This window comes from Emticicia sp. TH156, assembly GCF_002855535.1.
Classification (GTDB): Bacteria; Bacteroidota; Bacteroidia; order Cytophagales; family Spirosomataceae; genus Emticicia; species Emticicia fluvialis.
Genome location: NZ_PKRS01000002.1, coordinates 284,036 through 309,397, shown reverse-complemented (window position 1 = coordinate 309,397; position 25,362 = coordinate 284,036). Strand labels below are relative to the sequence as shown.

Here is a 25,362-nt window from a genome sequence, read left to right as displayed (position 1 = left end):
GTGAGTGATAGAATATTTGTTCAGGACTATAAAAGTAAGAATTAAAATGATTTCATGGATATCCGATTCGTGGGGATTTTGATAAACGGGCTAATAAATGGCTTAGCGGATAGTTAAAAATTGTTAATTGTAGCATTAAACCGCGCGTTAAGCTACCTGCTTGGGTAGCTTGTTACTGGATGGTGAACCCTGCGCATAAATAAACCAGAGCCCCTCCCCGAAAAAGGAGAGGGGCATGGCAGGGTAAAATTTTATACCGCGTCTGAAAGAGACGAAAAGGTAAAATCACGGATTTTTAATGGAGGAATCAGGTTTCCGCTTATTCGTACCGGCGCACCCATGGCTTCAAGGTTGTTTAGCATGATAACCGGGCTTTCGTTGAAACGGAAGTTTTTTACTGGGAATTTGATTTTTCCATTCTCGATATAGAAAGTTCCGTCACGCGTAAGCCCAGTGTACAATAATGTTTGAGGGTCAACGGCTCGTATATACCACAAACGCGTTACCAGAATCCCCTTTTCAGTGCCTTTAATTAAATCGGCTAAAGACTGTGTTCCGCCGGCCATAATAAATCCTGATGGTGGAGGCACGGCTCTAACGCCTTTTTTATCAGCCCAGAATCTTGAATAGGTCAGGTTTTTCACCACTCCGTTATCAATCCAGGTTACTTTTTCCTGAGCCCGGCCGTCTCCGGCAAAGCCTGACGTAGGTGCATCCGGATTCGTCGGGTCAGAATATATAGTTACTCTTTCATCAAAAAGTTTTTCGCCCAATCGCACCCCACCACCTTTTTTACTCAGAAAGCTTCTGCCTTCATCTGCACTGCGGGCATCAAAGCTGCGCATCATGTTTTGCAGTAAGTCTACTGCAGCTGCGGGCTCAAGAATAACCGTGTATTTACCCGGCTCTAATGCCTGTGCCGAAACTGAGGCAATGGCCTTTTGCATGGCTACTTCAGTAGCTGCTTTGGTATTCAGTTTCGATACGTCGTTATAATCTTTAATAGCATAGCCTGAACCAAGGCCATCGGCCGTACGTACTGTAATTGAGAAGTCTACCGAGGTTGATTTGTTATAAGCAAATAAACCCTTGCTGTTGCCTGTTGCAAAAAAGCCGGTGGTGTCTTCCAGATAACCGGCCGCTACGAGGTTTTTCCTGGTGCAGGGGTCAATGCTGTCGAAAGCCGCTTTCGCTCTGAACGCAGGGTCAATATTGGCCGTGCTTTGCACAAAAGTATTTGACTCCAGGTATTGTTGCGGCCCTAGCATAGGCATATACTCAGGGTTTTCAGGTGCCAGTTTGGCTATCTCTTCTGCCCTGCGAACCGTTTTTTCTAACGATTTATCGTCAAACTCATTGATAGTTGATGTTCCGCTACGTTTGCCATAAACTGCCGTGACAGCCAGCGATAAGTCGGTTGACTCGCCACTTGTAGAAACTGTATTGCGTGCGTAACGAATATTGCCCGTGCGACGCCCGGTAAGGGCCACACTCATTTCGTCAGCTTTTGAGAAGGCCAATACCTTGTCAATTATTTTCTTAGCTTCTTCTTTTGTTAATATAGCCATTGTTGATGTTCTTTTGTGTTTGGTTAACCAATTTTTCTGCCGGTGTTAATCACATTTACACCATTGAAACGGGTAGTAGAACTACCATGCGACACAGCGCTTACCTGCGATGGTTGCCCTTTGCCGTCAAAGAAAGAACCGAAAGTGCGGTAATCGTCCTTATCACATATCTGTGTGCATGAGTTCCAGAATTCCTGAGTATTTGACTGGTAGGCTACGTCGTCAAGCATTCCGGTTATTTCACCATTTTTGATTTCGTAGAAAAGTTGTCCGCCAAACTGGAAGTTGTAACGTTGCTGGTCAATAGAGTAAGAGCCGCGGCCAATGATGTAAATACCTTTCTCAACGCCCTTAATCATGTCCATTACGTTCAGCTTGCTTGTGCTCGGGCGAAGCGATACGTTTGGCATACGCTGGAACTGAACCGAATTCCAGTTGTCGGCATAACAACAGCCATGCGATTCTTTTTCGCCAAGTATATTCACCTGGTCTCTTATGGCCTGGTAATTTACCAGAATACCATCTTTAATCAGATCCCACTCTTTGCAAGGTACGCCTTCGTCGTCATATCCTACGGTTCCCAGTGTATAGGGTTGGGTTTTGTCGGCCACAATATTTACCAGTTTACTGCCGTAGTTAAAGTTTTTCGATTTCCACTTGTCCAGCGTCGCAAAGCTGGTGCCGGCATAGTTGGCTTCATAGCCTAAAACACGGTCAAGCTCTGTGGGGTGGCCTACCGACTCATGGATGGTCAGGCCCAGGTGGTTAGGGTCAAGTACCAAATCATATTTACCAGGTTGTACAGACCTCGCAGTCATTTTTTCTTTGGCCTGTTTGGCTGCGTTAATGGCGTCTTCAACCATATCGTAAGAATTACGGTAGCCAACTAATCCGTTTGGCCCGGGAATTTTCTCACTGGCCAAACCGTCCAGGTATTCATAGCCCATACCCATTGGTGAGCTGATGGCATCGCGGGTTTTGAATTTACCGGCTTGTCTGTCTACGGCAGTTACGGTAAAAGTAGGCCAGATGCGGTGTACATCCTGATCGATATATGAGCCGTCAGAAGAAGCGAAGTATTTTTGCTCGTTCACAAAAAACAGGTTAGAAGTTACAAAGCCTGCTCCGTTTTTCATGGCTTCGCTGTTAACTTTCATCAACAGGTCTATTTTTTCCTGAACCGGAATCTCAAAAGCGTTTTTCTTGATCGGGGTTTTCCAGGTTACCTCGCCCACACCTTTTTGTGGCGCCAGTATTACGGGCTCAGTTTGTATTTTGGCATTGGCTTTGGCAATGGCAACGGCGGTTTCGGCACATTTGGCAATGCCTGCGCTGCTGACGTCGCTTGTGGCGGCAAAACCCCAGGTACCATTGGCTATTACCCTGATGCCGACACCGTACGATTCGGCATTGACAATGTTCTGAACTTTATTTTCACGTGTAAAGAGGTACTGTTGCAGATACCGGCCTATACGCACATCGGTATAGGTGGCTCCTTTGGCTTTGGCGGCATTAAGTGCCACATCGGCCATTTTCTTTTTTGCGGCGGCGTCAGCCTTGGGCTCTAGTAATTGTTCAACAGGAACGATATTACCTAAAACAGGTATGGTTGAACCCACCATAGCCCCCAGACCCATACCGGACAATTGGATAAAATCCCGTCTTTTCATAATTGGGTGAGCGATTGAAGTTTGAAAGATGAAATACTGTAATGTAAAAATGAAAAAAAACTGCACACTAACCAATTTATCTCCTGAATTTTGCCCGTTATGGGTTAAATCCAGAGCCATTTGCATGGGCAGATTAAAATTTTCTTTGGGAAAATGATTTTTAAAAATAGATAAAAATACGCATAGTTTGGCTTATGCTCGACAAAAGATTGTTTTTTAGCGACTAACCGAAACGTATAATTACTATTTGGGAGGGTTTATGCTATAAAATTATTTTTGCAACATTGTTGCAAAAATGAAAATTAGTACCTACTTTTGTATTGTAAAACCAACAGGTAGGTTTTTATCAGTAGAGATACTGTTTATAGATGTTTTTATTGTGAAATCCGGAGGTTGCTGACCTCCGGATTTTTATTTTCGGTCAAATTAGTTGGCTTTAATCGCAATTTACTTCTTCATTAAACCCTGGCCCGACAAATCTTGTTCAGAATGGTTCAATTAAATACCAGCCTATTTCTTTCTTGTTTGGTACTGACGGGCTGGCCGCATTGCTAATCTTGCCTGGAAATGATTAAAATTTAATATTTTTTGGTTTACTTGCCATTAATATTTTTGTAACATGAATCTCCTTTTTGTATGTAGCCGAAACCAATGGAGAAGCCCCACGGCAGAGGCCATCTTTAAAAATTATGCCGGGCATAAGGCAAAATCCGCCGGTACTGAGCCATCTGCCCGAATCAAAATCAATGAAAAACTTTTACTTTGGGCAGATATAATTTTTGTGATGGAGAAAAAACACTGCATCAGGATTCAGGAAAAGTTTCCGTACATAGTTCATGACAAACCTATGATAGTGCTTGATATACCCGATGAATTTCAGTTTATGGACGAAGAACTGGTGCTGTCGCTGAAAAAAGCAGTTTTGCCTTATTTGTGAAAATTTTAATATTTTATATTACATATCTACCGGCATTGTATTAAATTTAAAAATTCAACCAGACGGAAACTTCCGGCATCTATTTAAAACCTATAAGTAAACTATGAAACGAAGAGACTTCCTGCAAAAAGGGGCTATGGCGCTTGCCGCTTCCACGGCCTTATCTCATGAATTATTTGCCGGCAAAAAGAAAAATGAAATTGTTGGGGTGCAGTTGTATTCAGTGCGCACTGATATGCAGAAAGACCCATTGGGTACTTTAAAAAAAGTGGCCGAAATGGGCTACAGGAATGTAGAACACGCCAATTATGTTAACCGTAAGTTTTATGGTTTCTCTGCCACTGAGTTTAAAAAAGTTTTAGACGATCTGGGCCTTAAAATGCCTAGCGGGCATACTGTAATGGGCAAACAACATTGGGATGAAGCCAAAGGTGAATTTACTGATTTGTGGAAACAAACAGTAGAAGATGCTGCCATCTGTGGACAGAAATATGTAATAAGCCCCTGGCTGGATGTGAGCTTGCGTAAAGACCTGGACAGCCTGAAACGCTTCATGGATGTGTTTAATAAATCTGGTGAACTGTGCCAGAAGTCGGGTATGAAATTTGGGTATCATAACCATGATTTTGAGTTCAGCCTGAAACTGAGCAGCGTGAAAGTGTATGATATTATACTCCAGAATACTGACCCTAAACTGGTGGTACAACAGCTGGATATAGGCAATATGTACGGCGGTGGCGGAAGAGCCGTTGAACTGCTGAAACAATACCCGGGTCGTTTCGAATCGATGCACGTAAAAGATGAAATTGCCGTTGCAGGTGCCAACGAAAAATATGAAAGTACGATTCTGGGTACCGGAATTATCGGCGTTAAAGAAGTGCTTGACCTGGGCAGAAAAATCGGAGGCACCACTCACTTTATTGTTGAGCAGGAGTCGTATCAGGGCAAAGCGCCGATTGACACCATTAAAGAAGATATTCAGATATTGAATAAATGGGGGTATAAGTAAAGTTATCAGCTTTTTAAAAATTTTAAGATAAATGAGGAGGCACTTGTGCCTCCTTTATTCGTTTTACAGTAGTGATTCTTACCAAAGGCTGATTGTTATTTATTTTTAACCGTCAATACCCTTCTGGAAAAAACAATAAACGCACATTTTAACTGTCTGCCGCTACTTTATCTAAACTCTACCAAGATAGTAGATATTTTATCTAATAATTTAAATACAATCAGGCAAAACCGAGACCAAATTAAACTTTTATTCAAAAAATTATCTGCTATTGTAATAATTTGTTTCAACAACTATTTTTTAAATTTATTATATTTGCAGAACAATCAGGAATGAACCTGTTGTTTTATCAGCATTGGTTCATTTACCGCAACAGCGGGGCGTTCTTAAACACATCAAAAATCCCGATGAAAATAAATCTCAATTCGCAAGAGTCCTTTGAGAGCCGTCACCATGGCAAAAGCGAGGCCGATTTGCAGGCAATGCTGAAAACTATCGGTGTCGATTCACTGGACACACTCATCAACCAGACTGTACCGCAGCAGATTCGTCTGCAATCACCACTAAATCTGCCAAAAGCTAAATCTGAAGCTGAGTTTCTGGCCGATTTTAAAGCGTTGGCTCAAAAGAACAAAATCTTTAAATCTTATATCGGGACAGGCTACTACGACACCGTAGTACCCAACGTGATTCTGAGAAATATACTGGAGAATCCAGCATGGTATACGGCATATACACCGTATCAGGCAGAGATAGCGCAGGGGCGTCTGGAAATGCTGTTGAACTTCCAGACCATGGTAATTGACCTTACCGGTATGGAAATCGCCAATGCATCATTATTAGATGAGGGTACTGCCGCTGCCGAAGCCATGGCTATGCTGCACAACGTGCGCCCTGCTGCCAAGAAAAACGCCAATACTTTCTTCGTGTCAGAGCTTTGCCATCCGCAAACCATTGATGTGGTGTTAGGCAGGGCCAAACCTATGGGTATTACTGTGGTGGTAGGTAACCATGAAACCTTCGACCTTACGCAGGAAGATATCTACGGTGTTTTATTGCAATACCCTGCCACCAACGGCGAGGTGTATGACTATACTGACCTCATTACTGCAGCCCATGAGCTGAATATCTCCGTGGCTGTTGCTGCCGATTTACTGGCACTGACGCTTTTGACACCTCCGGGCGAAATGGGCGCTGATGTGGTGGTGGGTTCAGCACAAAGGCTGGGCGTACCTATGGGCTATGGTGGGCCACATGCCGCTTTTTTTGCCACCAAAGAATCTTTCAAACGTCAGATACCGGGTCGTATCATCGGGGTATCTGTTGATGCACAGGGCAATCGTGCGTTGCGCATGGCATTACAGACCCGTGAGCAACACATACGTCGCGAAAAAGCCACTTCTAATATATGCACAGCACAGGTTTTACTATCTGTTATGGCTGCTGCTTATGGTATTTATCATGGCCCGCAAGGCCTTAAAAACATAGCCGGTAAAGTACATGGTCTGGCAAAACTATTTGCCGAATCAATAGAAGGCCTCGACTATCAGTTATTGACCCGTAATTTTTTTGATACAGTTACTATTCATACTGAAGACAGCGCAACTCTACGCGCCATTGCAGAAAGAGAGGGGGTGAATTTCCGCTATTTAGAACAGGGTAATGTGAGCATCTCTTTTGATGAGAACAAAACACTGGCCGATGTAGCACAATTGCTGAATATTTTTGCAGAGGCCAATGGTAAAGAAACCATCATCAATCTGAAGTCTGAAATAGATGTGGTTTTTGCACCAAGCCTGAACCGCACTTCTGCGTTTATGACCCATCCGGTATTCAGTAGTTACCATACCGAACACGAGATGCTGCGTTATCTGAAGTCATTAGAAAACAAAGATTTGTCTTTGGTGCATTCGATGATTTCACTCGGTAGTTGTACCATGAAATTAAATGCCACTGCCGAAATGATTCCGGTTACCTGGCCGGAGTTCGGGCAACTGCACCCATTTGCACCGCAAGAACAAGTATTAGGGTATCAGCAGTTGTTTGAAGAACTGAACGTCTGGCTTTGTGCCATTACAGGCTTTGCAAAAATGTCGTTGCAGCCCAATTCTGGTGCGCAGGGAGAATACGCCGGTCTGATGGTTATCCGTGCTTATCATGAAAGCAGAGAAGAAGTACACCGCAATATAGCTTTGATTCCGTCTTCGGCACATGGTACCAACCCGGCGTCAGCTGTAATGGCTGGTATGACGGTGGTGGTTACCAAATGTGATGAAAGAGGTAATATAGATGTGGCAGACCTGAGAGCCAAAGCAGAGCAATATGCCGACAGCCTGGCTTGTCTGATGGTTACTTACCCGTCAACGCACGGCGTGTTTGAAGAGTCTATTAAAGAAATATGTGAAATTGTACATGCCAATGGCGGACAGGTTTACATGGACGGCGCCAATATGAATGCACAGGTGGGGCTTACTTCTCCGGCATCTATTGGGGCAGACGTTTGTCACCTCAACTTACATAAAACATTCTGTATTCCGCATGGTGGCGGTGGCCCTGGTATGGGGCCAATTGGTGTGGCACAACACCTGGTGCCATTCCTGCCTAATCATAAAGTAGTGCCGGTATCTGGCTATGAGGGTGTACATGCTATTTCGGCAGGGCCTTATGGCAGTGCCAGTATCCTTACTATCTCTTACGCTTATATTGCCATGATGGGTGCAGAAGGGCTAACCAATGCCACCAAAAACGCCATTCTGAACGCCAATTATATTAAAGCACGCCTGGCTGATAAATACCCGATTCTTTACACTGGCAGTAATGGCCGTTGTGCTCATGAAATGATTGTAGACTTACGTCCGTTCAAATCATCGGCAGGAGTAGAGGCAGAAGACGTTGCCAAACGTCTGATGGACTATAACTTCCATGCACCAACGCTTTCGTTTCCGGTTGCGGGTACTTTAATGATTGAGCCAACTGAATCAGAATCTAAAGCCGAGCTGGATCGTTTCTGCAATGCGTTGCTGACTATCAGAGAAGAAATAGCTGAAATTGAAGCGGGCATTGCCGATAAAGCAAATAACGTATTGAAAAATGCACCGCATACGGCATCGGTTGTTTTAGCTGAAACCTGGGATAAACAATACAGCAGAGAGAAAGCGGCCTTCCCGTTACCTTATGTAAAAGCTGATAAATTCTGGCCAAGTGTAAGCCGTGTTGATTCTGCTTATGGTGATAGAAATCTGATTTGTGCCTGCCCTCCGGTTGAGGAGTATGAGGGATAAAATTCTCATTCAACATCAATCATTCAGGGTTCATACTAATAACAAGAGCGTGTTACATAATTTTTGTGATACGCTCTTTTGCTTAATTGTTTGATTAGATTTGAAGATGCTATAATTATAATTACTTTGGTTCATTAAAACCTATGCTGATGATAGGTAAAAACCGAATCTTAATACCTCAACCATGACCAGACAAAACAAAGGTGCCATCACAGGTGCGGCTTTTCTGATGGCTACTTCTGCCATTGGCCCGGGCTTTTTAACACAGACCACCGTTTTTACCGGGCAGTTGCTGGCAAGCTTTGGCTTTGTTATTTTGTTATCAATTCTGTTGGATGTGGCGGCTCAGCTGAACATCTGGCGTGTGGTGGCAGTGAGTAACAAAAGAGCCCAGGATTTAGCCAATGATTTGTTTCCGGGGCTGGGCTATTTGCTGGCGGTTTTAATCGTGATAGGTGGCCTTGCTTTTAATATTGGTAACGTAGCCGGGGCAGGCTTGGGCTTTGAGGTACTTTTGGGTATTGATGTAAGGATAGGGGCTGTTATCAGCGCGGCTTTGGCTATTGGCATATTTTTGTCGAAAGAGGCAGGCAAAGTGATGGACAACTTTGCCCGGGTTCTGGGCCTGGTTATGATAATACTTATTTTTTATGTAGTATTTGTTGCTCAGCCGCCATTACTGGAAGCGGTTCATAGAACCCTTATCCCTCAGAAATTTGATGCGTTGGCGACTATCACACTGGTAGGAGGGACAGTAGGCGGATACATTACTTTTGCGGGAGTACACCGCCTGATAGATGCCGGAGTAAGCGGCGAAGAGAGCCTGCCGCAGATAAACAAAAGCGCTACAACGGGTATTCTGGTTACTGCAGTTGTGCGGTATCTGCTGTTTCTGGCTTCGTTGGGTATCGTATCGGCAGGTTTCAGTCTCAATGCAGATAATCCGGCTGCGTCGGTGTTTCAAAGTGCTGCGGGCAATCTGGGCTATAAATTTTTTGGAGTTGTTATCTGGAGCGCCGCTATTACTTCAGTTGTGGGGGCAGCATATACTTCAGTTTCGTTCTTACGCACTTTTCATCCTTTTTTTGAAAAATATAACAGGCATATTATCATTGGTTTTATTGTTTTTTCTACCATGATTTTTGTAGGCGTGGGCAAGCCCGTAAGCATTCTGGTTTGGGTAGGTACCATCAATGGTTTTATTCTGCCGGTTGGGTTGGGCATTATTCTTATGGCAAGTCGTAAAACCAGGCTGATGGGCGCATACAGGCACTCAGTTTTTTTACAGATAATTGGCTGGCTGGTGGTGGCTGCCATGCTGGTTATGGCTATTAAGGCTGTTATTTAAAAAAAGAGATTGACTTAGTATTAACAGGTATAAAGCGCAGGGCGTAAAAAAATGAATATATTTTTTTTGATTTTTTTATAGAACACAGCCTGCATTTATGGGTTTTTGTTGTATTTTTGTGGGGTAGAAACTTAAAATAAAAACGAATATGTTCGGTTATCAATATCCAACCTGGGTTGCTATTCTTTTTTTCGTAGTATTAATGGTTCTTGCGTATGCAGTTGGGAAGTGGCTTGTAAAGAAGGACAGAAATTATTAATGATTGTGAATTAATGTATAAGTATCAATAAGTAATAACCTTGCTTATTGATACTTTTTTAATAGATGCCTTCTTCCAGGTGCAATATTTCTTTTGCGGGTAATTTTTTAGCTAAAAGACGAGCCACAATACTACTTCGGGTGCCATTAGAGCAGGCCACAATGATGGTCTCATAGTTGCTCAGTTCGTCCAGCTTCTCCGTTATTTCGTGTGGGGGTATATTCTGGCCTCCGATGTTAAAATCAGCAAATTCCCATACCTCTCTTACATCCAGAAACAATGTTGCCGGCCGGTTTCTTAAAGATTCCAGGTCTTTTTGTGATATTTCGGTAAAATCAGCCATTTTGTGTTTAATTTACAGAAATACCCATGCCTTTCAAATACTATCTCAGGGCATGGGTATAAATTATTTTTCGCTTAAACTAAATTAAGCATATAGCGCATCACGTTGTGCTTTTACTTTCTCGTTTGTAAGGTAATCATCAAAATCCATCAGTTTATCCAGGCAACCTTTAGGAGTCAGCTCAATAATTCTGGTTGCTACGGTTTGCGTTAACTGATGGTCATGGCAGGCAAAAAGAATATTGCTCGCGAAATCCTCCATACCTTTGTTAAGCGCCTGTATCGACTCCAGGTCCAGGTGGTTGGTTGGTTCATCAAAAAGTAGTACGTTGGCGCCCGAAAGCATCATTCTCGAGAACATACAACGCTGCTTTTCACCGCCCGACAGTACCGTACATTTTTTCAGAGCCTCCTCGCCAGAGAACAACATTCTGCCCAGAAACCCACGGATAAAAGTTTCGTCTTTTTCGGTAGAATACTGGCGCAGCCAATCTACCAGGTCAAGGTCATTATTGGCAAAATACTTGGCGTTATCGTTCGGCAAATAGCTGTTAGTAATGGTTATACCCCATTTGAAAGTGCCACCTGAAGGTTTGCGTTCACCCATCAGTATATCAAAAAGAGCCGATACGGCCAAGCCGTCTTTGCTCAGGAACGCAATTTTTTCGTTACGGGCTACCTGAAAACTCAGATTTTTGAAAAGATAAGTGCCGTCTTCCAGCTGATAACTCAGGTTATCAACCAATAGTATCTGGTCGCCCACTTCACGCTCCGGTTTAAACCCAATATAAGGATAACGGCGCGACGAAGGCTGAATTTCTTCAATATTCAGTTTTTCTATCATTTTCTGACGGGCAGTAGCCTGTTTAGACTTAGCCACGTTAGCAGAGAAACGACGGATAAATTCTTCCAGTTCTTTCTTTTTCTCTTCTGCTTTCTTGTTCTGGTCGGCCTTCTGGCGTGCTGCTAACTGGCTTGATTCATACCAGAACGAATAGTTACCACCATATAGCGTAATCTTTTTGAAGTCAAGGTCGGCAATGTAGGTACACACGTTGTCGAGGAAGTGACGGTCGTGAGATACCACAATAACGGTATTCTTGAAATTCATCAGGAAGTTTTCCAGCCATAAGATAGAGTCAATGTCAAGGTTGTTGGTAGGCTCGTCAAGTAGCAGTATATCCGGGTTACCAAATAATGCCTGAGCTAACAATACCTTCACTTTGTCTGACGGGTTCATGTCAGCCATTGTATAGTAATGCAGCTCTTCTTTAATACCCAGGCCTGATAGCAAAGAGGCGGCATCTGATTCTGCCTCCCAGCCATTCATTTCAGCAAATTCAGCCTCAAGCTCAGCCGCCCGGTTACCGTCTTCTTCTGTGAAGTCAGCTTTGGCGTAAATGGCGTCTTTTTCCAGAATAATCTCAGAAAGGCGTTCGTTACCTCTGATAACCGTGTTCAATACGGTTTCATCGTCAAAAGCATTCTGGTTTTGTTTCAGAACCGACATCCGTTCACCCGGGTCCATACTTACATTGCCGGTAGTGGGTTCAATTTCACCCGAAAGTATCTTTACAAAGGTAGATTTCCCTGCTCCGTTGGCACCAATAAGGCCATACACGTTGCCGGGTGTGAATTTTAAATTTACTTCTTCAAAAAGCGTACGTTTTCCGAAGCGAAGCGAAATATTTGAAACAGTAAGCATTTATTTCTAATAAAATTTATAATGTCAGATTCAATCAATGGACGTGAAATCAGTTTACCGCATTTAAAATATACCCTCATCTGCAAAGCTGAAATACCCGTTATCTCCAAAAATGAGGTGGTCAAGTACGGGTACGTCCAGCAGTCGGCCAGCCTCTTTTACCCTTCGTGTCAGGTCTTTGTCTGCCTGGCTGGGTGTCAGATTCCCTGATGGATGATTATGGACAAGAATAATGGCTGAGGCCAGGTATTCAATGGCACATTTAAAAATTATTTTGGGGTCAGCCACTGTGCCTGCCAAACCTCCTACACTTACCTGCACAGGTCTGATGATTCCATTGGCCCTGTTGAGAAGCAAAACCCAGAACTGCTCATGCGATAAATCAAGCAGATATGGGCGAACAGCCTGGTAGGCATCATAAGAAGATGTTACCTTGGCTTTTTTCTGTACCTCACTTTCCTTGCGGCGTCTGCCTAATTCAAGCGCTGCGGCAATAGATATGGCTTTGGCTTCACCAATACCTTTAAACTTCATCAGGTCGTTGATACTCAGTTTAGCCAACTCGTTCAGGTTATTTCCAACGCTGTTGAGGATAACTTTTGATAAATCAACGGCTGAAAGCTCTCTGGTGCCGGAACCAATCAGAATAGCAATCAATTCTGCATCTGATAACGCGGCTTTGCCTTTCAATATCAGTTTTTCTCTTGGTCGGTCTTCTTCAGCCCAGGAAAGTATGTTGTTCATCACAGCAGTGTATCGATTAAAAAATTTAACAATACTAAACAAAAAATGCCCACGGAGTTGTTTCCATGAGCAAAATATTGTTTCTCAATCAATTACGCTAACGAATTGATGTGTTTCGCTAAACCAGATTTTAAGTTTGCTGCTTTATTTTTGTGGATAACGTTCTTACGAGCCAGTTTATCCAACATAGAAGCCGCTGATTTAAACAACTCTAATGCTGCTACTTTATCTGAAAGACCACGTAGTTTTCTAACAATCGTACGGGTTGTTTTGTGTTGGTAACGATTTCTCAAGCGTTTTGCCTCATTTGCTCTAATACGCTTTAATGCCGACTTATGATTTGCCATTTTATTGTAATAATTTGTCTGTTCTTATTTGGTAGAAATCCAATTGAGGGTGCAAAAATAGAAATTTTATTAATAATAACAAAACAGAACTATAAAAATATGCCTTTGCGCTACTGTATTTATTGCATTCGTTTATTTGCAAGCCTCTCATAAATAAAAAAAGTACACCTGATGGCGTACTTTTTCTGTTATCTCTTTGATACCAGAGCTAAAATTATTTTATCTCTGAGTTAATAACCAAAACTTTTTCCCAGTTAGCTTCATTTGATTTCTCAAAAGCTTTGTATTGGGCACTCTCACGAAACTTCTCCATTTCACTATCAGTTCTGAAAGTCAGATAGTGTAATACATCATAATCTGCATTTTCACCTTTTTCAGAAAGGGTGTTTCCTGCAGAGTAACTAACTATTTCAGGTAGTTCGCGTTTCAATTCCTGAAACTGATGCATGTGTTGTTTGATAGCCTCCTGAGAGGTACCTTGTTTGAATTTGAAACATACAATGCGTTGCTTTTGGGCTTTTGGCGGCGTGTATGCCGAGCCATAAGCTACCATTAAAAATGCAAATACGCCCAAGGCAATTGCAGGCATCAAATATCTTAAAAGCGATTTTTTCTGTATAGAACTCATATGTCTTTTCCGAATAATATTTTGTAATACTTTGCAAATATAACGGAAATTAAACAAAATAGTTGCATTTTTTTTAGAAAATATTTTATTGATTTTATATTTTTGTATTATTGCCAAATAATATTTTGTTTTAAATGATTTTGGAGAAATGTGGTAAATCTGAATAAAATATAGAATCTGATTTAATGCGTTTTAATTTTTGTTGTTTTTTTTCTAAAAATTAAAAAACTCAAACTGGCAGGTTGTAAATTTGAGATTCTTTAAAGGAAAAATATATGTTCGGCCTTTTTTGAGTGAAAAGTCTCTTTTCAGGTGTTTTTCAATTAATTTAAAATAATATTTGGGTTAATTTAAAAACGCTTTCAGTGCATTTTTGAGCTTTTCACCTTCACATCCGGTTGCTATATGCCCGCAGTCTCCGGTTAATTCCAAATATTCAGTATTCAGGGCTTTAGCAAACTCAATGGCGGCAGCCGGGTTTACCATTTCGTCTCTGGTGGCCACTACTACCAAAACTCTGGCCTTTACATAATTGCGCATTTCAGACAGGGGTATCCCTGAGGTACGATAAATATTCTGCGATAACATCGCCTTTATCTGGCAAATCCAATTTTCCGGGTCATTGTTTTTTATGTAATCGTCTCCCATTTTCTGTATTTTCTGATCTGCGTTTTCTGCTTTTTCAGTGCGCACATAGTAGTCTGGGGTGGCCAGGTTCAGATTATGCACTGCCGCCACCAGGCGCATGGCATTTTTTCTGTCTTCCGGTTTTTGGCCGGCCTGTTCAATAATGTTCCATTCGGTTTTCCAGAGCAACAGGTCATAATAAGATTGTCTGGGGGTACCCACAATGGGTATCACTTTATCCATAAAGTCCGGGTACGCTGTTAGCCATTCAAAAGCCTGCATACCACCCATCGATATACCCATAACAGCTGTTAAATGATTAATGCCCAGTTTTTGTGTTACCAGTGCATGCTCTGCGTTAACCATATCGCGAATTGTAATATCAGGAAAGTCTGCCGTGTTTGACGGCGAACTGGAAACACCGTTCCCTAACGCATCTACCAGAATCAGATAGAAACGGGTGGTATCAATGGTACTACCTGCATGGTTTATCAGATTCTGGCTTTTTCCGCCAAACCAGGTTGGCCACAATATTGCATTACTTTTGCTGGTATTCAGGCGTCCAAAAGTACGGTAAGCCAGCTTGCAGTTGGCTATGGTTTTACCTGCCTGCGTTTTAAATGCAGGTATTGTATAAACCTTCAGTGGGTCTTGTGCACTGGCAGAAACAGCAATGAAGTAAAAGAAAATCAGAAATCTTTTCATTTTAATGAAATACGTATAATATTAGGGCAATAATTAAACTGTTGCTAATGAAGCAAATAAAACAAGCTTTTGCAAGACTAAATAGTTATTTAAAACAAGGCCTGGCGGTAGCCGGGCTGGTATTTGTTTTTAACGCCGGTCTGGCGCGTTCTGCGGTTATCGTTCCTGAATTACCGAAAGATGGCCGTTCCGGCCAATCCAAACTATGGGGCTTTTTTGCGCATCAGCGCATTAACCGGCTGGCGGTGTTTATGCTTCCGCCTGAAATGTTCGGCTTTTACAAACTCAATATTGATTTTTTAGCAGCAAATGCTGTCAATGCCGACCGCAGACGTTATGCTGTGCCTCGTGAGGCTCCCCGCCATTTTATAGATTTAGACAATTATGCTGATTCTGTAAGAAATCGACTGCCAGCGTATTCATGGAAAGAAGCTGTTGAAAGGGTGGGAGAAGATACACTTTACCTTCATGGCATTGTTCCCTGGCACATTAATGCCATAAAGTATCAACTGACAGAGGCTTTCAGAAAAAAAGATGTTAAACGTATTTTAAGCCTTTCGGCAGATTTAGGGCATTATATTGCAGATGCGCATGTGCCTTTGCATACCACCCGTAATTACAATGGCCAACTAACTAATCAGGTTGGAATACACGGCCTTTGGGAGAGTCGATTGCCTGTATTATTTGCCGAAAACTATGATTTGATGCTGGGGCAGGCAACTTATGAAGAGCAACCCGACAAAAGAGCCTGGCAGGCAGTAATAACGGCTCACACAGCCCTGGACTCCGTGCTGATTATTGAGAAAGGGTTGAGCAATGAGTTCTCTGAAGACAAAAAATACAGTTTTGAAGAGGTAAACAATGTTACTACCCGCGTTTACTCAAGAGCTTTTTCTGCCAGATACCACACAATGCTGAAAAATCAGATAGAACGGCAAATGCGGGCTTCTATAAAAATGATTGGTGATTTCTGGTTTACCTGCTGGGTTGATGCGGGCCAGCCCAATTTGGATGGATTTAAAAAATATGAACCGAGCCCAAAAGAAGAGGAAGAAGAAAAAAAACTATGGCTTAAACAATTATTTGAAGCCAGAAATGAAAGCGATAATTAATGTAATACATTTTTTGTCAAACTTTCCGAATTTAATGCAGCCTTGAAACCCACTCTCGCCCCTAAGTGGTGCGGTTACCCCAACATAAGGAAGCAGGTTATATACTCCCTCCCCATGGTCGGGGAGGGCCAAGAAGGGTACTTTTTTGATTCGCATTAAATCCTTATAAACAACTTTCTGTTATACATCCATCTCAGAATCAGCCAATCAATCAGCAGTATCAGAAATCCATGCACCAGTGTCTGGTAAGGTTCGCCAAAAATGGCAGCGTAGTTTTGCCCCAGATGAATTTTCAGCGATGAAGAGACATAAGAGTTAAAGCCATCAGCTATAACATAGGCAGCAATAGAGTTCATACCTATAACGGTAAGTATAAAAAACCAGTTACGTTTTTGAAGAATGTCTACTGTCCAATAAAAAAAAGATAGTAACAAAAAGCACCAGCCACCACTGAAAAGAACCCACGTGGGTGTCCAGATTCTTTTTACATTCGGGCAAATACCCGACCAATTCAGAAACAACCCCAGCACAAGGCCTGAAACACCAAGAATGATGAATATCTTTAATTTATCCTGTTGTTTTTTGTTAGATTTCAACAGATTTCCGGCAACTAAACCCAAAAGCATAGTGCCTAAAGTGGGTATGAAACTAAGCGTTGCATAGCCACCCCGGTTATGCAGGAACGGCTCTGCTCTCGGAAAAAGATTCAGAAACCAACGGTCAAACGCCCAGGCAAGATTGGTGTTTTTGTTCCAGTGTGCAGCAAAACCTGTCAGATTATGTTCCCAGTCTTTTATGGCTCCGGCGTTTGCATAATCAAAATTGGCATCGGGCAACGGGTAAAGTGCAAAAGCAGCCCAGTAGCCAACCAGTATAACAACTAATGCACCAATTTGCACGCGTTTAGAAGCAAAGCCGAGCAGAAACAAAAAAGGATACCCCAAGCCTATTTGTGTAAGCGTATCTTCAAAGGTAAAGTTAGTCTGCTCTGCCCTTTGAGAACGCAGAAATATGCCCAGTAAAATCAGAATCAATGAGCGCCATAATGCCCGGCCGAATAGTTTTACGAAACTACTCTCCTGGCTCATTCTGCTGGCTACCGAATAAGGAAGCACAACACCAACCAGAAACGAAAACGAGGGCTGTATGAGGTCATGGAGTGAGCACCCCACCCAACTGACGTGGTCTTGCTGGGCGGCTACAAAACCCCAGAAAGAGCTGTTGGGCAAAGCCTCTGAAACTTTATGAAAACGAAGTACTTCGGCCATCATGAGCAGCATAACAAAGCCGCGGTAAACATCAGCCGACGCCAGGCGAGGCGGAGTAGTAGTGGTGGTCATAGAAAAGGGTTTGAATAGGAAGGTAAAAATATAAATTTCCGGAATAACTCAGCCTTTAATACTGATATTATTATCACATGTACCCCTCAACTCCTAAACCAAATAATGCAAAGTCATATTTTACCGGGTCGTTCGGGTCAATCAGCTTTAGATTACCGGTTAATTCTATGGCTGTTTGCCAGTCTGCTTTGGGGCGGCTTATTAATCCCAGTTTACGGGCAACGCGCTCTACGTGCAAATCGCAGGGGCAAACTAGTTGTGCCGGCGATATTTTGTTCCAAATGCCAAAATCAACACCTTTATTGTCTTTTCTTACCATCCAGCGCAAAAACATATTGATTCTTTTGCATGAAGAATTTTTGGCTGGTGTGGCAATGTGTTTTCTGGTACGGGCAGGGAAATCTTCCAGACTGAAGAATACCTTCCGGAAGTTTTCAAGCGCGGCTTTTGTATCAACAGATAAGGGTGTAATGCCACCTGCAAAGGCCTCTTCTAACGATGTATGCTTTTTGTAGAAATCTTTGAAGAATTCAATAAAATACAGGGTGTCTGTGGTATTGAAAGTGCGGTGTTTAAAAGAAAGAAATCGTTTCAGGTCTGTGTCCTGATGATTACGGATAAAATCATAAGGGGCGCCATCCATCAAATCTATCAACTCGTTGCATTTGTTGATAATGGTTATGCGTTGCCCCCAGGCAAGGGTGGCAGCCAGAAAGCCCATGATTTCAATATCCTGCTTAACAGTAAATTTATGTGGTATGCTTATGGGGTCGTTAGGAATAAATCCGGGAGCATTAAATTGTTCGTACTTTTCGTTCAGCAAATCTATGATGTATCCGGTCATACTACTACATAAAGTTATGCGCCTACTTTCTGATAAGGCGCAGAAGAAACACCAGAACCCGAGAAATAGCCGAGAAAACAGCTACGATACCTGTAAACAAAAGACCGAACAAAGTAATAACAGGATACATAATTGCAAAGAAGAACGTCCAGACTTTGTCTTTAGACGAAGCCTCTGCTGGCGATGAGGTATTATTTTCTGGCGGTTCGTGATGCTGCATGAAATAACAATAAATTGGTGTGCTTCTTATAAAGCATAACTTAAAGAAGCACGGATTCGTTTGTCTCTGGGTTGTAATTTTTGAAATGCCATTGGCGAAATCTTCACGATTGCATCTCCGGGGCCGGTTAATTTACCAATAACTTTTACCCAAACGCTTTGCCCGTTGGCATCGTTCTCTATTTTAATAAGTGTACCCACCGGAGCAGTTCTATGCAAAGCCAGATACTTATTGGTGTGCGTACCTGCTTCTATCATTTCTGCTATGCCCTGCTCTGAATATTTTTTGCCCGTTGGTGCATTGGGTATTGCACCTGGTGTTACGCCGGCCAAAGGTTTGGTTACTACCTGCTGGTTGTTTTTCTCTTCATCTGCAGCGGGAGCAACAACAGTTTTGGGTTTTTCGGCCAATGCCGTGGGTGCATTAGTAGTAGTTTTTGGTTGTATAGGTTCTTTTTTCTCTTCTCTGGCCGCAGGTGTAATTTTTCCTACAATTAATATCTGGTCAAGCATTAGCCCGTCAGATGTCAGGTTATTCCATTCTTTTATCTGGGCTACCTTCACATTATATTTTTTGGCAATGCCATACAGACCCTCGCCAGCCATTACTTTGTGTGTTTTTGCGTTGGGGTCAATAGGCTTGGGGGCTAGTTCCGGTTTGGTTATTGCAACAGTAGTTTCTGTGTCTTTGGGCGTTGCCTCTGGCACATCTACAATTTCAATGCCGTTTTCATCTATTCTGCTTTTGGGTCTGGCAGTGTCAGATGTGGTCTCTTGAATCTCAATTACTCTTGAATGGGTAGTAGCCGGTTTATTCCTGCTCTGTACCGGAATAGAAATTATCTGTAATGCATTTACCTGGGCATTTTTTTTAAGTTCGGGGTTGGCTTCAAAAAAATCTTTTTCAGTAGAAGCATATCTGCGAAGCAACGAATAAAGCGTTTCGCCTTGTTCAACTCTATGCAGTACAAATATTTTTCCGTTCTTTTTCTCAATGCCAAGAGAATCAAGAGGGGATATTCGTGAATTACCAAAAGTATCAGTAAGATAAAGCACCAGGAAAGCAATAGTAAAAAAATATCTTAACATCGTAGTCAAGCGGATTGAATTTTATGCAAATTTAATGATTCTGCGAGAGATTAACGCATATAATTTTTTTTTCGTGTAAATTCGCCCCGAATAAAATATTGAGACCTATGAAAATTCTTGGGATAATACCGGCACGATATGCTTCCAGCCGCTTTCCGGGTAAACCACTCGTTGAAATAAACGGTAAAAGCATGATTCAAAGGGTGTATGAGCAGGCCTTAAAAGCTAAGAGTTTACAAAGAGTGGTGGTAGCAACTGATGATTCAAGAATACTGAATCATGTTCTGGAGTTTGGTGGAGACGCGATAATGACATCAAGTGACCACCCTACAGGAACCGACAGATGTTTTGAAGCACTGGAAAAAGCCGGAGGTGTTGCCAGGTACGACTACGCCATTAATATCCAGGGCGATGAGCCTTTTATTGACCCTGAAACCATTGACCAGCTTTCAGGTCTGCTGGATTTTAAAACTGAAATTGCCACGGCCGTTAAGAAGATAAAAGACTACGAAACACTTCGAGACCCCAATGTGGTAAAAGCTGTGCTTACTATCAGAAAACAGTGCCTGTATTTCAGCCGCCAGGTTGTGCCTTATGTAAGAGGCTTTGAGCCGGATGAGTGGCTTGACCACGCCGATTTTTACAAGCACATTGGTATATATGCTTACAGAAGCGATGTGTTAGAGCAGATTTCGCACATACCGCTTTCGCCGCTTGAAAACACCGAGAAACTAGAGCAGCTCAGGTGGTTGGGGTTTGGCTATAAAATATATGCCATTGTAACAAATTATGAAAGTATAGGAATTGATACCATAGAAGACCTGGAACGAATAAAACAATAAAAAAAATTGAATGCGGCAATTAGTAATGCCGCATTCAATTTTTAGTAAGGATTACATCTGCGCTTCAGGTTTCAGCAAAGCACAAACCCACATGGCCAAAGTACATATACCCAGGCCTAGCGACTCTCTTGCCAACTCAATATTGATTGTCTTCATACCCATCTGATTAAGCACTACACCTTCCCAAGCTGGTGGAAACTGGTTAATTGCCCACATCAGATATAGCAAACCTATGGTAAAAAACATTATAGGTTCGCCTTTGCCTTTCATTTTATGGTAGCATAAAAAAACCGGAATCAGGTAGGTCGGTACCCATACATAAGGGTCTGGGTCGTTATATTGTACAATGGCCGCATAAATAAACATAGCCATGAAAATCCAGAGGAGTATTTTTTTTGCCATCGTTAGCATCAGTTTTTGGTTAGGATTGGTACGTCAAAACAACCTAAAAAAATACATTTTGTCAAGTTAAAAGCTAATTATGTACGTTCTACCGAAAAAAAATCTTTAAAATTTACAGGATTTAATTAACATTAAAATTGGCCTGATTACATTTTTTTAATGCTTCATTATCAGTAGTTTTAGTTTATATTTGTTTGTTGTTAATGGCTGTGCAAAAGATAATGCAACCTGCCTGAAATCGGCTTTTTTTGAAAACCACTTGTAGCAACATAAAAAGTTTCATACCTTTGCAGCGGCAAATTACCAGCTCCTGCTGAATCCCCCAGGTCTTGACCGAAGCAAGGGTATTGTGGTTGAGCGGTGAATTTGCCTTTTTTTGTTTCTGGCTTATACAAATTGTTCAATAAAATATCTATTACTTTCATGTAACTAACTCCCCTAAGGCATGAGAGTTCCTAACAAATAATCCGTTATCCGGATATGGGGTTATGATGAATTATGAAATTTTTTATTGATACCGCATCTCTTAAAGAAATACAGGAAGCACAGGATCTAGGTGTGCTTGATGGTGTAACCACTAACCCTTCGTTAATGGCCAAAGAAGGCATTGCAGGGAAAGACAACGTAATGCGCCATTACAAGGCCATTTGCGACATTGTTGATGGCGACGTAAGCGCTGAAGTGATTTCGACCAGATATGAAGAAATGATTGTTGAGGGTGAAGAACTGGCCGAAATTGATGAGCAGATTGTTGTTAAAATACCGATGATAAAAGACGGTATCAAGGCCATTAAATACTTCTCTGAAAGAGGTATTAAAACCAATTGTACGCTTGTTTTCTCGCCGGGACAGGCCTTGTTGGCTGCAAAGGCCGGAGCCACTTACGTTTCGCCATTTGTTGGGCGTCTGGACGACATCTCAACCGATGGTATGAATCTGATTGAAGATATCCGTCTGATATATGATAACTACGGATACGAAACCCAGATACTTGCGGCTTCAGTACGCCACCCTATGCACATTATTCAATGCGCAAAAATAGGTGCCGATGTAATGACAGGCCCGCTTTCTGCCATTCTTGCCTTGCTGAATCATCCGCTTACTGATAGTGGCCTTGCCAAGTTTCTTGCCGACCACGCCAAAGTAAATCAGAAATAAGATTTCTTATACGCTGCCAGACAGTTTTTGCGTTTATTGCTTAAAACTGCCTGGCAGTTGCCTTTTAATTCTTACCTCACAAATATGGAACCCGTTATTTCTCTACGGAACGCCTATATCTATCAGCGCGAGCAACTGGTTTTATCATCAGTTAACTTTACTATCCATCAGGGCGAATTTGTTTTTCTCATTGGCCGTACAGGGAGCGGAAAATCTTCAGTTTTAAAAACACTTTATGCCGATTTATGGCTTGAAAAAGGAACAGGTATTGTGGCCGGTTATGACCTGCATACTATTAAACGAGCGCAGGTTCCGTATTTAAGAAGAAATATCGGTATTGTTTTTCAGGATTTTCAGTTGTTGAGCGATAGAAACATTGAAAAAAACCTGGTTTTTTATCTGAGAGCCATGGGGTGGGAAGATAAAAATGAAATGAGAAACAGAATTGAGGAGGCCTTAAAACTTGTGAACCTCCAGAATATACTTACCAAAATGCCTCATCAGTTGTCTGGCGGTGAGCAGCAGAGGGTAGGTATTGCCCGAGCATTGCTGAATCACCCACAGATATTACTGGCTGATGAACCTACGGGTAACCTAGACCCGGAGATGTCTGTTGAGATTCTGAAATTATTTAAGGATATCAACGAGAAATCCAAAACAGCCGTGCTAATGGCTACGCATAACTTTGAACTGATAGAGCGGTTCCCGAGCCGTACACTTTATTGCGACAAAGGATATATAACAGACCTTTCAGATGGCCTTTAGTTAAAACCGGTAATGCCTATTTTAATCAATAACTGATTGGTGGTAGTTAAAATCTGTTTGCTTTTATACTCAAAGTTATTGTCAATCTCTACCGAATTAGGCTTTACAATTTTAGTGGCATCTGCCTGCTGGTAATAAATGCCAATATCAAGATAACTGTTTTTCATAGCGCCGAACAGTTTGATACCTACACCCACACCAATACCGTAATTAGGTGTTACTTTGGTCCATCTTTTCAGCGTTTCCGATTCATCTTCATTCAACTGTTCAACCAGACCCGTCTGAATCAGTTTTGCACCTGCAAATGCATCGGCATAAGGATTAAATTTAGAACTCCACAAAATTGGCCTGTAGCGGGCTATTCCGTTAAGAAAGAAAGAAGTATTGGTAACTCGGAAGTCGCCGTTATAGCTTGTTATGGGATATTCTTTGCCGTCTGCCTGTATGCCCCCCTCAAGGCCATAAAAAACAGGCGAGGCTTTTTTTCTGCCGTATGGGTTAAGCAGAATGCCTGCAGAAACACCGAATTTGCCTCCTGATTTATTTCCTTCCTTCAGAACTGTTCTGTAATCGCCCAGCGCATTACCCAATGTAAGGTTAAAGAAGTAAGAGTACTTATCTTCAATGTATTTAGGCTGTTGCGTTTGCGCAACAGCCTTTGTAACTATCAGGCAGAATATAAAACCAAGTAAAATTCTCATGAAACTCACTATTTGGCTGTCAGATATGCAAACGGAACTATCATTTCTTCTATCGAGACACCCCCATGCTGGAAAGTATCCTTATAATGGCTTACGTAATGGTTATAATTGTTAGGATACGCAAAGAAATAGTCTTCCATTGTAAAGAAATAGGCTGTTGATACATTGGGCTTAGGCAACATAAACAGCTCGGGCTTTCTAACAACCAGCACATGGTCGCTTTTATCATCCAGGTTCAGATTTTTTCCTTGTTTGTATCGCAGGTTTGTATTCACGTTTCTGTCGCCCACAATTCTTTTCGGATGTCGCACACGTATCATGCCATGGTCGGTAGTAATAACCAGCCTGCCTTTTTTCTCGGCAATTTTTTTCAGCAAGTCAAGCAGTGGTGAGTGTTCAATCCATGACCGCGTGATAGAACGGTAAGCCGATTCGTCTGGGGCCAGTTCTTTTATCATGCCCATTTCGGTGCGGGCATGCGATAACATATCTACAAAATTATAAACAATGGCAATCAACTGGTTTTTCAATAAATTATTGAAATTATCTACAAGGCTTTTGCCCTGATTGATGTTCAGAATCTTATGGTAAGAAAAGCTGATATTGAGCCTGCTTTTGTCAATCTGGCGTTTTAAAAACTCGGCCTCGTTGTTGTTAAGTGCATCTTCGTTCTCACCTTCATCGTTCACCCATAAGTCAGGGTGCTGGCGTGCCATGTCTGAAGGCATAAGACCCGAAAAAATAGCATTACGGGCATAAGAAGTAGCCGTTGGCAGAATAGCGTAATAATCGCTTTCTTCTTCCACATTAAAGTAATCGCTTATAACTTCTTCAAGTACTTTCCACTGGTCGTATCTCAGGTTATCAATCAGCAGAAAAAACAACGGAGAGCTGGTTTGCACCAGAGGGAATACTTTTTTCTTCATCAGCTGGTGCGAAAGCAGCGGTTTTTCAACTTTGGGGTCGTTCAGCCAGTCTTCATAGTTTTCTTCAATAAATTTACAGAAGTTTGAGTTGGCCTCAGATTTTTGCATTTCAAAAACTTCTTCCATGCTTTTATCTTCCGACTTATCCAATTGTAATTCCCAATATATCAGTTTTTTATAGATTTCTGCCCATTCCTGATGCCCGATGCGGTCGTTATACTGCATAGCCAGATTTCTGAAATCTTGCTGATACCCCAGATTGGTTTTTTCTGATATCAGCCTTTTGTTATCAAGTATTTTTTTTACAGAAAGAAGAATCTGGTTGGGGTTTAGTGGTTTAATCAGGTAATCGGCAATGTTCGAGCCGATGGCATCTTCCATTATCCGCTCTTCTTCAGACTTGGTAATCATCACCACCGGTAAGTTAGGTTTAATTACCTTTATCTGCGCCAGCGTTTCAAGGCCTGTCATACCGGGCATCATTTCGTCCAGAAAAACAATGTCAAAACGCTCGGTTTCCACTTTGTCAATGGCATCGGCCCCACTTGGTACGGGGGTTACGTCGTAGCCTTTTCCCTGTAAAAATATAATATATGGTTTTAATAAATCAATTTCATCGTCGGCCCACAATATGTTGTATCGCATATAATTATCTGTTGTTTAAAAAATTGTGTATTGTTAAAATGGCAAAACCCTGCTTTTATTGCTTATACGTAAATTTAAATTTTCTTAATTAGCGCTGGTGCAATATCGGTAAAATTCATGAAAACCAAGTTAATTTGTATTTTTGCAAA

24 protein-coding genes are annotated in these 25,362 nt (G+C 42.0%); 8 read left to right on the top strand and 16 right to left on the bottom strand.

Annotation, left to right across the window (positions count from 1 at the left end):
* Positions 1-251: 251 nt before the first annotated feature.
* Positions 252-1,568 (bottom strand): TldD/PmbA family protein, encoded by a 1,317-nt coding sequence (locus C0V77_RS05280; protein WP_101725281.1) that lies wholly within the window; start codon positions 1,566-1,568, stop codon positions 252-254.
* A gap of 23 nt (positions 1,569-1,591) precedes the next feature.
* Positions 1,592-3,238 carry a TldD/PmbA family protein gene (locus C0V77_RS05275; RefSeq protein WP_101725501.1) on the bottom strand — a complete coding sequence of 549 codons (1,647 nt, stop codon included), beginning with the start codon at positions 3,236-3,238 and terminating at the stop codon, positions 1,592-1,594.
* 619 nt (positions 3,239-3,857) lie between these two features.
* Between C0V77_RS05275 and C0V77_RS05270 the strand changes: the two genes are divergently transcribed.
* From C0V77_RS05270 to C0V77_RS05255, 4 genes are all read left to right on the top strand, one after another.
* The gene (locus tag C0V77_RS05270) at positions 3,858-4,175 is read left to right on the top strand and encodes a low molecular weight protein tyrosine phosphatase family protein (protein WP_101725280.1); all 318 of its coding nucleotides are present in this window, start codon (positions 3,858-3,860) and stop codon (positions 4,173-4,175) included.
* A gap of 103 nt (positions 4,176-4,278) precedes the next feature.
* Positions 4,279-5,184 (top strand): sugar phosphate isomerase/epimerase, encoded by a 906-nt coding sequence (locus C0V77_RS05265; protein WP_101725279.1) that lies wholly within the window; start codon positions 4,279-4,281, stop codon positions 5,182-5,184.
* A 407-nt stretch (positions 5,185-5,591) separates the two neighbouring features.
* Complete coding sequence (gene gcvP / locus C0V77_RS05260; protein WP_101725500.1) at positions 5,592-8,465, top strand: aminomethyl-transferring glycine dehydrogenase; 2,874 nt, start codon at positions 5,592-5,594, stop codon at positions 8,463-8,465.
* 184 nt (positions 8,466-8,649) lie between these two features.
* On the top strand, positions 8,650-9,813 hold the full coding sequence (locus C0V77_RS05255; RefSeq protein WP_101725278.1) for an NRAMP family divalent metal transporter: 1,164 nt from the start codon (positions 8,650-8,652) through the stop codon (positions 9,811-9,813).
* A gap of 317 nt (positions 9,814-10,130) precedes the next feature.
* Here the strand turns inward: C0V77_RS05255 and C0V77_RS05250 are convergent, their stop codons facing one another.
* The 6 genes from C0V77_RS05250 to C0V77_RS05225 all read right to left on the bottom strand — a co-directional run bounded on the left by C0V77_RS05250 (position 10,131) and on the right by C0V77_RS05225 (position 15,170).
* Complete coding sequence (locus C0V77_RS05250) at positions 10,131-10,415, bottom strand: rhodanese-like domain-containing protein (RefSeq protein WP_101725277.1); 285 nt, start codon at positions 10,413-10,415, stop codon at positions 10,131-10,133.
* An 84-nt stretch (positions 10,416-10,499) separates the two neighbouring features.
* Positions 10,500-12,119 (bottom strand): ABC-F family ATP-binding cassette domain-containing protein, encoded by a 1,620-nt coding sequence (locus C0V77_RS05245; protein WP_101725276.1) that lies wholly within the window; start codon positions 12,117-12,119, stop codon positions 10,500-10,502.
* A gap of 63 nt (positions 12,120-12,182) precedes the next feature.
* Positions 12,183-12,863, bottom strand: a complete 681-nt coding sequence (radC, locus tag C0V77_RS05240; RefSeq protein ID WP_101725275.1) for a RadC family protein — start codon at positions 12,861-12,863, stop codon at positions 12,183-12,185.
* Positions 12,864-12,955: 92 nt separating this feature from the next.
* The gene (gene rpsT, locus C0V77_RS05235; RefSeq protein WP_101725274.1) at positions 12,956-13,210 is read right to left on the bottom strand and encodes a 30S ribosomal protein S20; all 255 of its coding nucleotides are present in this window, start codon (positions 13,208-13,210) and stop codon (positions 12,956-12,958) included.
* Between the two features lie 214 nt (positions 13,211-13,424).
* Positions 13,425-13,838 (bottom strand): Dabb family protein, encoded by a 414-nt coding sequence (locus C0V77_RS05230; protein WP_101725499.1) that lies wholly within the window; start codon positions 13,836-13,838, stop codon positions 13,425-13,427.
* A gap of 345 nt (positions 13,839-14,183) precedes the next feature.
* Positions 14,184-15,170 carry an alpha/beta hydrolase gene (locus C0V77_RS05225; RefSeq protein ID WP_101725273.1) on the bottom strand — a complete coding sequence of 329 codons (987 nt, stop codon included), beginning with the start codon at positions 15,168-15,170 and terminating at the stop codon, positions 14,184-14,186.
* Between the two features lie 47 nt (positions 15,171-15,217).
* Between C0V77_RS05225 and C0V77_RS05220 the strand changes: the two genes are divergently transcribed.
* On the top strand, positions 15,218-16,282 hold the full coding sequence (locus C0V77_RS05220) for a zinc dependent phospholipase C family protein (protein ID WP_229236202.1): 1,065 nt from the start codon (positions 15,218-15,220) through the stop codon (positions 16,280-16,282).
* 155 nt (positions 16,283-16,437) lie between these two features.
* On the opposite strand, the gene C0V77_RS05210 is transcribed toward C0V77_RS05220, so the two are convergent.
* The 4 genes from C0V77_RS05210 to C0V77_RS05195 all read right to left on the bottom strand — a co-directional run bounded on the left by C0V77_RS05210 (position 16,438) and on the right by C0V77_RS05195 (position 19,774).
* Positions 16,438-17,622, bottom strand: a complete 1,185-nt coding sequence (locus C0V77_RS05210; protein WP_229236201.1) for an acyltransferase family protein — start codon at positions 17,620-17,622, stop codon at positions 16,438-16,440.
* A 73-nt stretch (positions 17,623-17,695) separates the two neighbouring features.
* Complete coding sequence (locus C0V77_RS05205; protein WP_101725271.1) at positions 17,696-18,466, bottom strand: TIGR02757 family protein; 771 nt, start codon at positions 18,464-18,466, stop codon at positions 17,696-17,698.
* 22 nt (positions 18,467-18,488) lie between these two features.
* Entirely contained in the window at positions 18,489-18,686 is a 198-nt protein-coding gene (locus tag C0V77_RS05200; protein ID WP_101725270.1) for a hypothetical protein, read from the bottom strand.
* 26 nt (positions 18,687-18,712) lie between these two features.
* Positions 18,713-19,774, bottom strand: coding sequence for a LysM peptidoglycan-binding domain-containing protein (locus C0V77_RS05195; protein ID WP_101725269.1), 1,062 nt, complete (start codon positions 19,772-19,774; stop codon positions 18,713-18,715).
* Positions 19,775-19,881: 107 nt separating this feature from the next.
* Here C0V77_RS05195 and kdsB point away from each other — a divergent pair, with 107 nt between their 5' ends.
* Positions 19,882-20,616 (top strand): 3-deoxy-manno-octulosonate cytidylyltransferase, encoded by a 735-nt coding sequence (kdsB, locus tag C0V77_RS05190; protein WP_101725268.1) that lies wholly within the window; start codon positions 19,882-19,884, stop codon positions 20,614-20,616.
* A 51-nt stretch (positions 20,617-20,667) separates the two neighbouring features.
* Here kdsB and C0V77_RS05185 read toward each other — a convergent pair whose 3' ends face one another.
* Positions 20,668-21,018, bottom strand: a complete 351-nt coding sequence (locus C0V77_RS05185) for a transmembrane 220 family protein (RefSeq protein ID WP_101725267.1) — start codon at positions 21,016-21,018, stop codon at positions 20,668-20,670.
* A gap of 200 nt (positions 21,019-21,218) precedes the next feature.
* On the bottom strand, positions 21,219-21,443 hold the full coding sequence (locus tag C0V77_RS05180) for a hypothetical protein (protein ID WP_101725266.1): 225 nt from the start codon (positions 21,441-21,443) through the stop codon (positions 21,219-21,221).
* A 73-nt stretch (positions 21,444-21,516) separates the two neighbouring features.
* Between C0V77_RS05180 and fsa the strand changes: the two genes are divergently transcribed.
* Both fsa and C0V77_RS05170 read left to right on the top strand, forming a co-directional pair.
* A complete protein-coding gene (gene fsa, locus C0V77_RS05175; RefSeq protein WP_101725265.1) occupies positions 21,517-22,176 on the top strand; it encodes a fructose-6-phosphate aldolase in 660 nt (219 codons plus the stop codon).
* A gap of 84 nt (positions 22,177-22,260) precedes the next feature.
* Positions 22,261-22,941 (top strand): cell division ATP-binding protein FtsE, encoded by a 681-nt coding sequence (locus C0V77_RS05170; protein ID WP_101725496.1) that lies wholly within the window; start codon positions 22,261-22,263, stop codon positions 22,939-22,941.
* Here C0V77_RS05170 and C0V77_RS05165 read toward each other — a convergent pair.
* Complete coding sequence (locus C0V77_RS05165) at positions 22,938-23,642, bottom strand: hypothetical protein (RefSeq protein ID WP_101725264.1); 705 nt, start codon at positions 23,640-23,642, stop codon at positions 22,938-22,940. The genes C0V77_RS05170 and C0V77_RS05165 overlap by 4 nt on opposite strands.
* Positions 23,643-23,650: 8 nt before the next feature.
* Complete coding sequence (locus tag C0V77_RS05160) at positions 23,651-25,213, bottom strand: bifunctional response regulator/alkaline phosphatase family protein (RefSeq protein ID WP_101725263.1); 1,563 nt, start codon at positions 25,211-25,213, stop codon at positions 23,651-23,653.
* Between the last annotated feature and the right edge of the window lie 149 nt (positions 25,214-25,362).

What these genes read in the sequence shown, in the direction of transcription:
- C0V77_RS05220 (WP_229236202.1), top strand. Translation starts at nt 15,218, where the DNA reads ATGAAGCAAATAAAACAAGCTTTTGCAAGACTAAATAGTTATTTAAAA.
- C0V77_RS05245 (WP_101725276.1), bottom strand. Translation starts at nt 12,119, where the DNA reads ATGCTTACTGTTTCAAATATTTCGCTTCGCTTCGGAAAACGTACGCTT.
- C0V77_RS05225 (WP_101725273.1), bottom strand. Translation starts at nt 15,170, where the DNA reads ATGAAAAGATTTCTGATTTTCTTTTACTTCATTGCTGTTTCTGCCAGT.
- C0V77_RS05160 (WP_101725263.1), bottom strand. Translation starts at nt 25,213, where the DNA reads ATGCGATACAACATATTGTGGGCCGACGATGAAATTGATTTATTAAAA.
- C0V77_RS05165 (WP_101725264.1), bottom strand. Translation starts at nt 23,642, where the DNA reads ATGAGAATTTTACTTGGTTTTATATTCTGCCTGATAGTTACAAAGGCT.
- C0V77_RS05200 (WP_101725270.1), bottom strand. Translation starts at nt 18,686, where the DNA reads ATGCAGCATCACGAACCGCCAGAAAATAATACCTCATCGCCAGCAGAG.
- C0V77_RS05275 (WP_101725501.1), bottom strand. Translation starts at nt 3,238, where the DNA reads ATGAAAAGACGGGATTTTATCCAATTGTCCGGTATGGGTCTGGGGGCT.
- C0V77_RS05210 (WP_229236201.1), bottom strand. Translation starts at nt 17,622, where the DNA reads ATGACCACCACTACTACTCCGCCTCGCCTGGCGTCGGCTGATGTTTAC.
- C0V77_RS05205 (WP_101725271.1), bottom strand. Translation starts at nt 18,466, where the DNA reads ATGACCGGATACATCATAGATTTGCTGAACGAAAAGTACGAACAATTT.
- C0V77_RS05265 (WP_101725279.1), top strand. Translation starts at nt 4,279, where the DNA reads ATGAAACGAAGAGACTTCCTGCAAAAAGGGGCTATGGCGCTTGCCGCT.
- rpsT (WP_101725274.1), bottom strand. Translation starts at nt 13,210, where the DNA reads ATGGCAAATCATAAGTCGGCATTAAAGCGTATTAGAGCAAATGAGGCA.
- C0V77_RS05250 (WP_101725277.1), bottom strand. Translation starts at nt 10,415, where the DNA reads ATGGCTGATTTTACCGAAATATCACAAAAAGACCTGGAATCTTTAAGA.
- C0V77_RS05195 (WP_101725269.1), bottom strand. Translation starts at nt 19,774, where the DNA reads ATGTTAAGATATTTTTTTACTATTGCTTTCCTGGTGCTTTATCTTACT.
- radC (WP_101725275.1), bottom strand. Translation starts at nt 12,863, where the DNA reads ATGAACAACATACTTTCCTGGGCTGAAGAAGACCGACCAAGAGAAAAA.
- C0V77_RS05170 (WP_101725496.1), top strand. Translation starts at nt 22,261, where the DNA reads ATGGAACCCGTTATTTCTCTACGGAACGCCTATATCTATCAGCGCGAG.
- C0V77_RS05185 (WP_101725267.1), bottom strand. Translation starts at nt 21,018, where the DNA reads ATGGCAAAAAAAATACTCCTCTGGATTTTCATGGCTATGTTTATTTAT.
- C0V77_RS05280 (WP_101725281.1), bottom strand. Translation starts at nt 1,568, where the DNA reads ATGGCTATATTAACAAAAGAAGAAGCTAAGAAAATAATTGACAAGGTA.
- C0V77_RS05230 (WP_101725499.1), bottom strand. Translation starts at nt 13,838, where the DNA reads ATGAGTTCTATACAGAAAAAATCGCTTTTAAGATATTTGATGCCTGCA.
- gcvP (WP_101725500.1), top strand. Translation starts at nt 5,592, where the DNA reads ATGAAAATAAATCTCAATTCGCAAGAGTCCTTTGAGAGCCGTCACCAT.
- kdsB (WP_101725268.1), top strand. Translation starts at nt 19,882, where the DNA reads ATGAAAATTCTTGGGATAATACCGGCACGATATGCTTCCAGCCGCTTT.
- C0V77_RS05270 (WP_101725280.1), top strand. Translation starts at nt 3,858, where the DNA reads ATGAATCTCCTTTTTGTATGTAGCCGAAACCAATGGAGAAGCCCCACG.
- fsa (WP_101725265.1), top strand. Translation starts at nt 21,517, where the DNA reads ATGAAATTTTTTATTGATACCGCATCTCTTAAAGAAATACAGGAAGCA.
- C0V77_RS05180 (WP_101725266.1), bottom strand. Translation starts at nt 21,443, where the DNA reads ATGAAAGTAATAGATATTTTATTGAACAATTTGTATAAGCCAGAAACA.
- C0V77_RS05255 (WP_101725278.1), top strand. Translation starts at nt 8,650, where the DNA reads ATGACCAGACAAAACAAAGGTGCCATCACAGGTGCGGCTTTTCTGATG.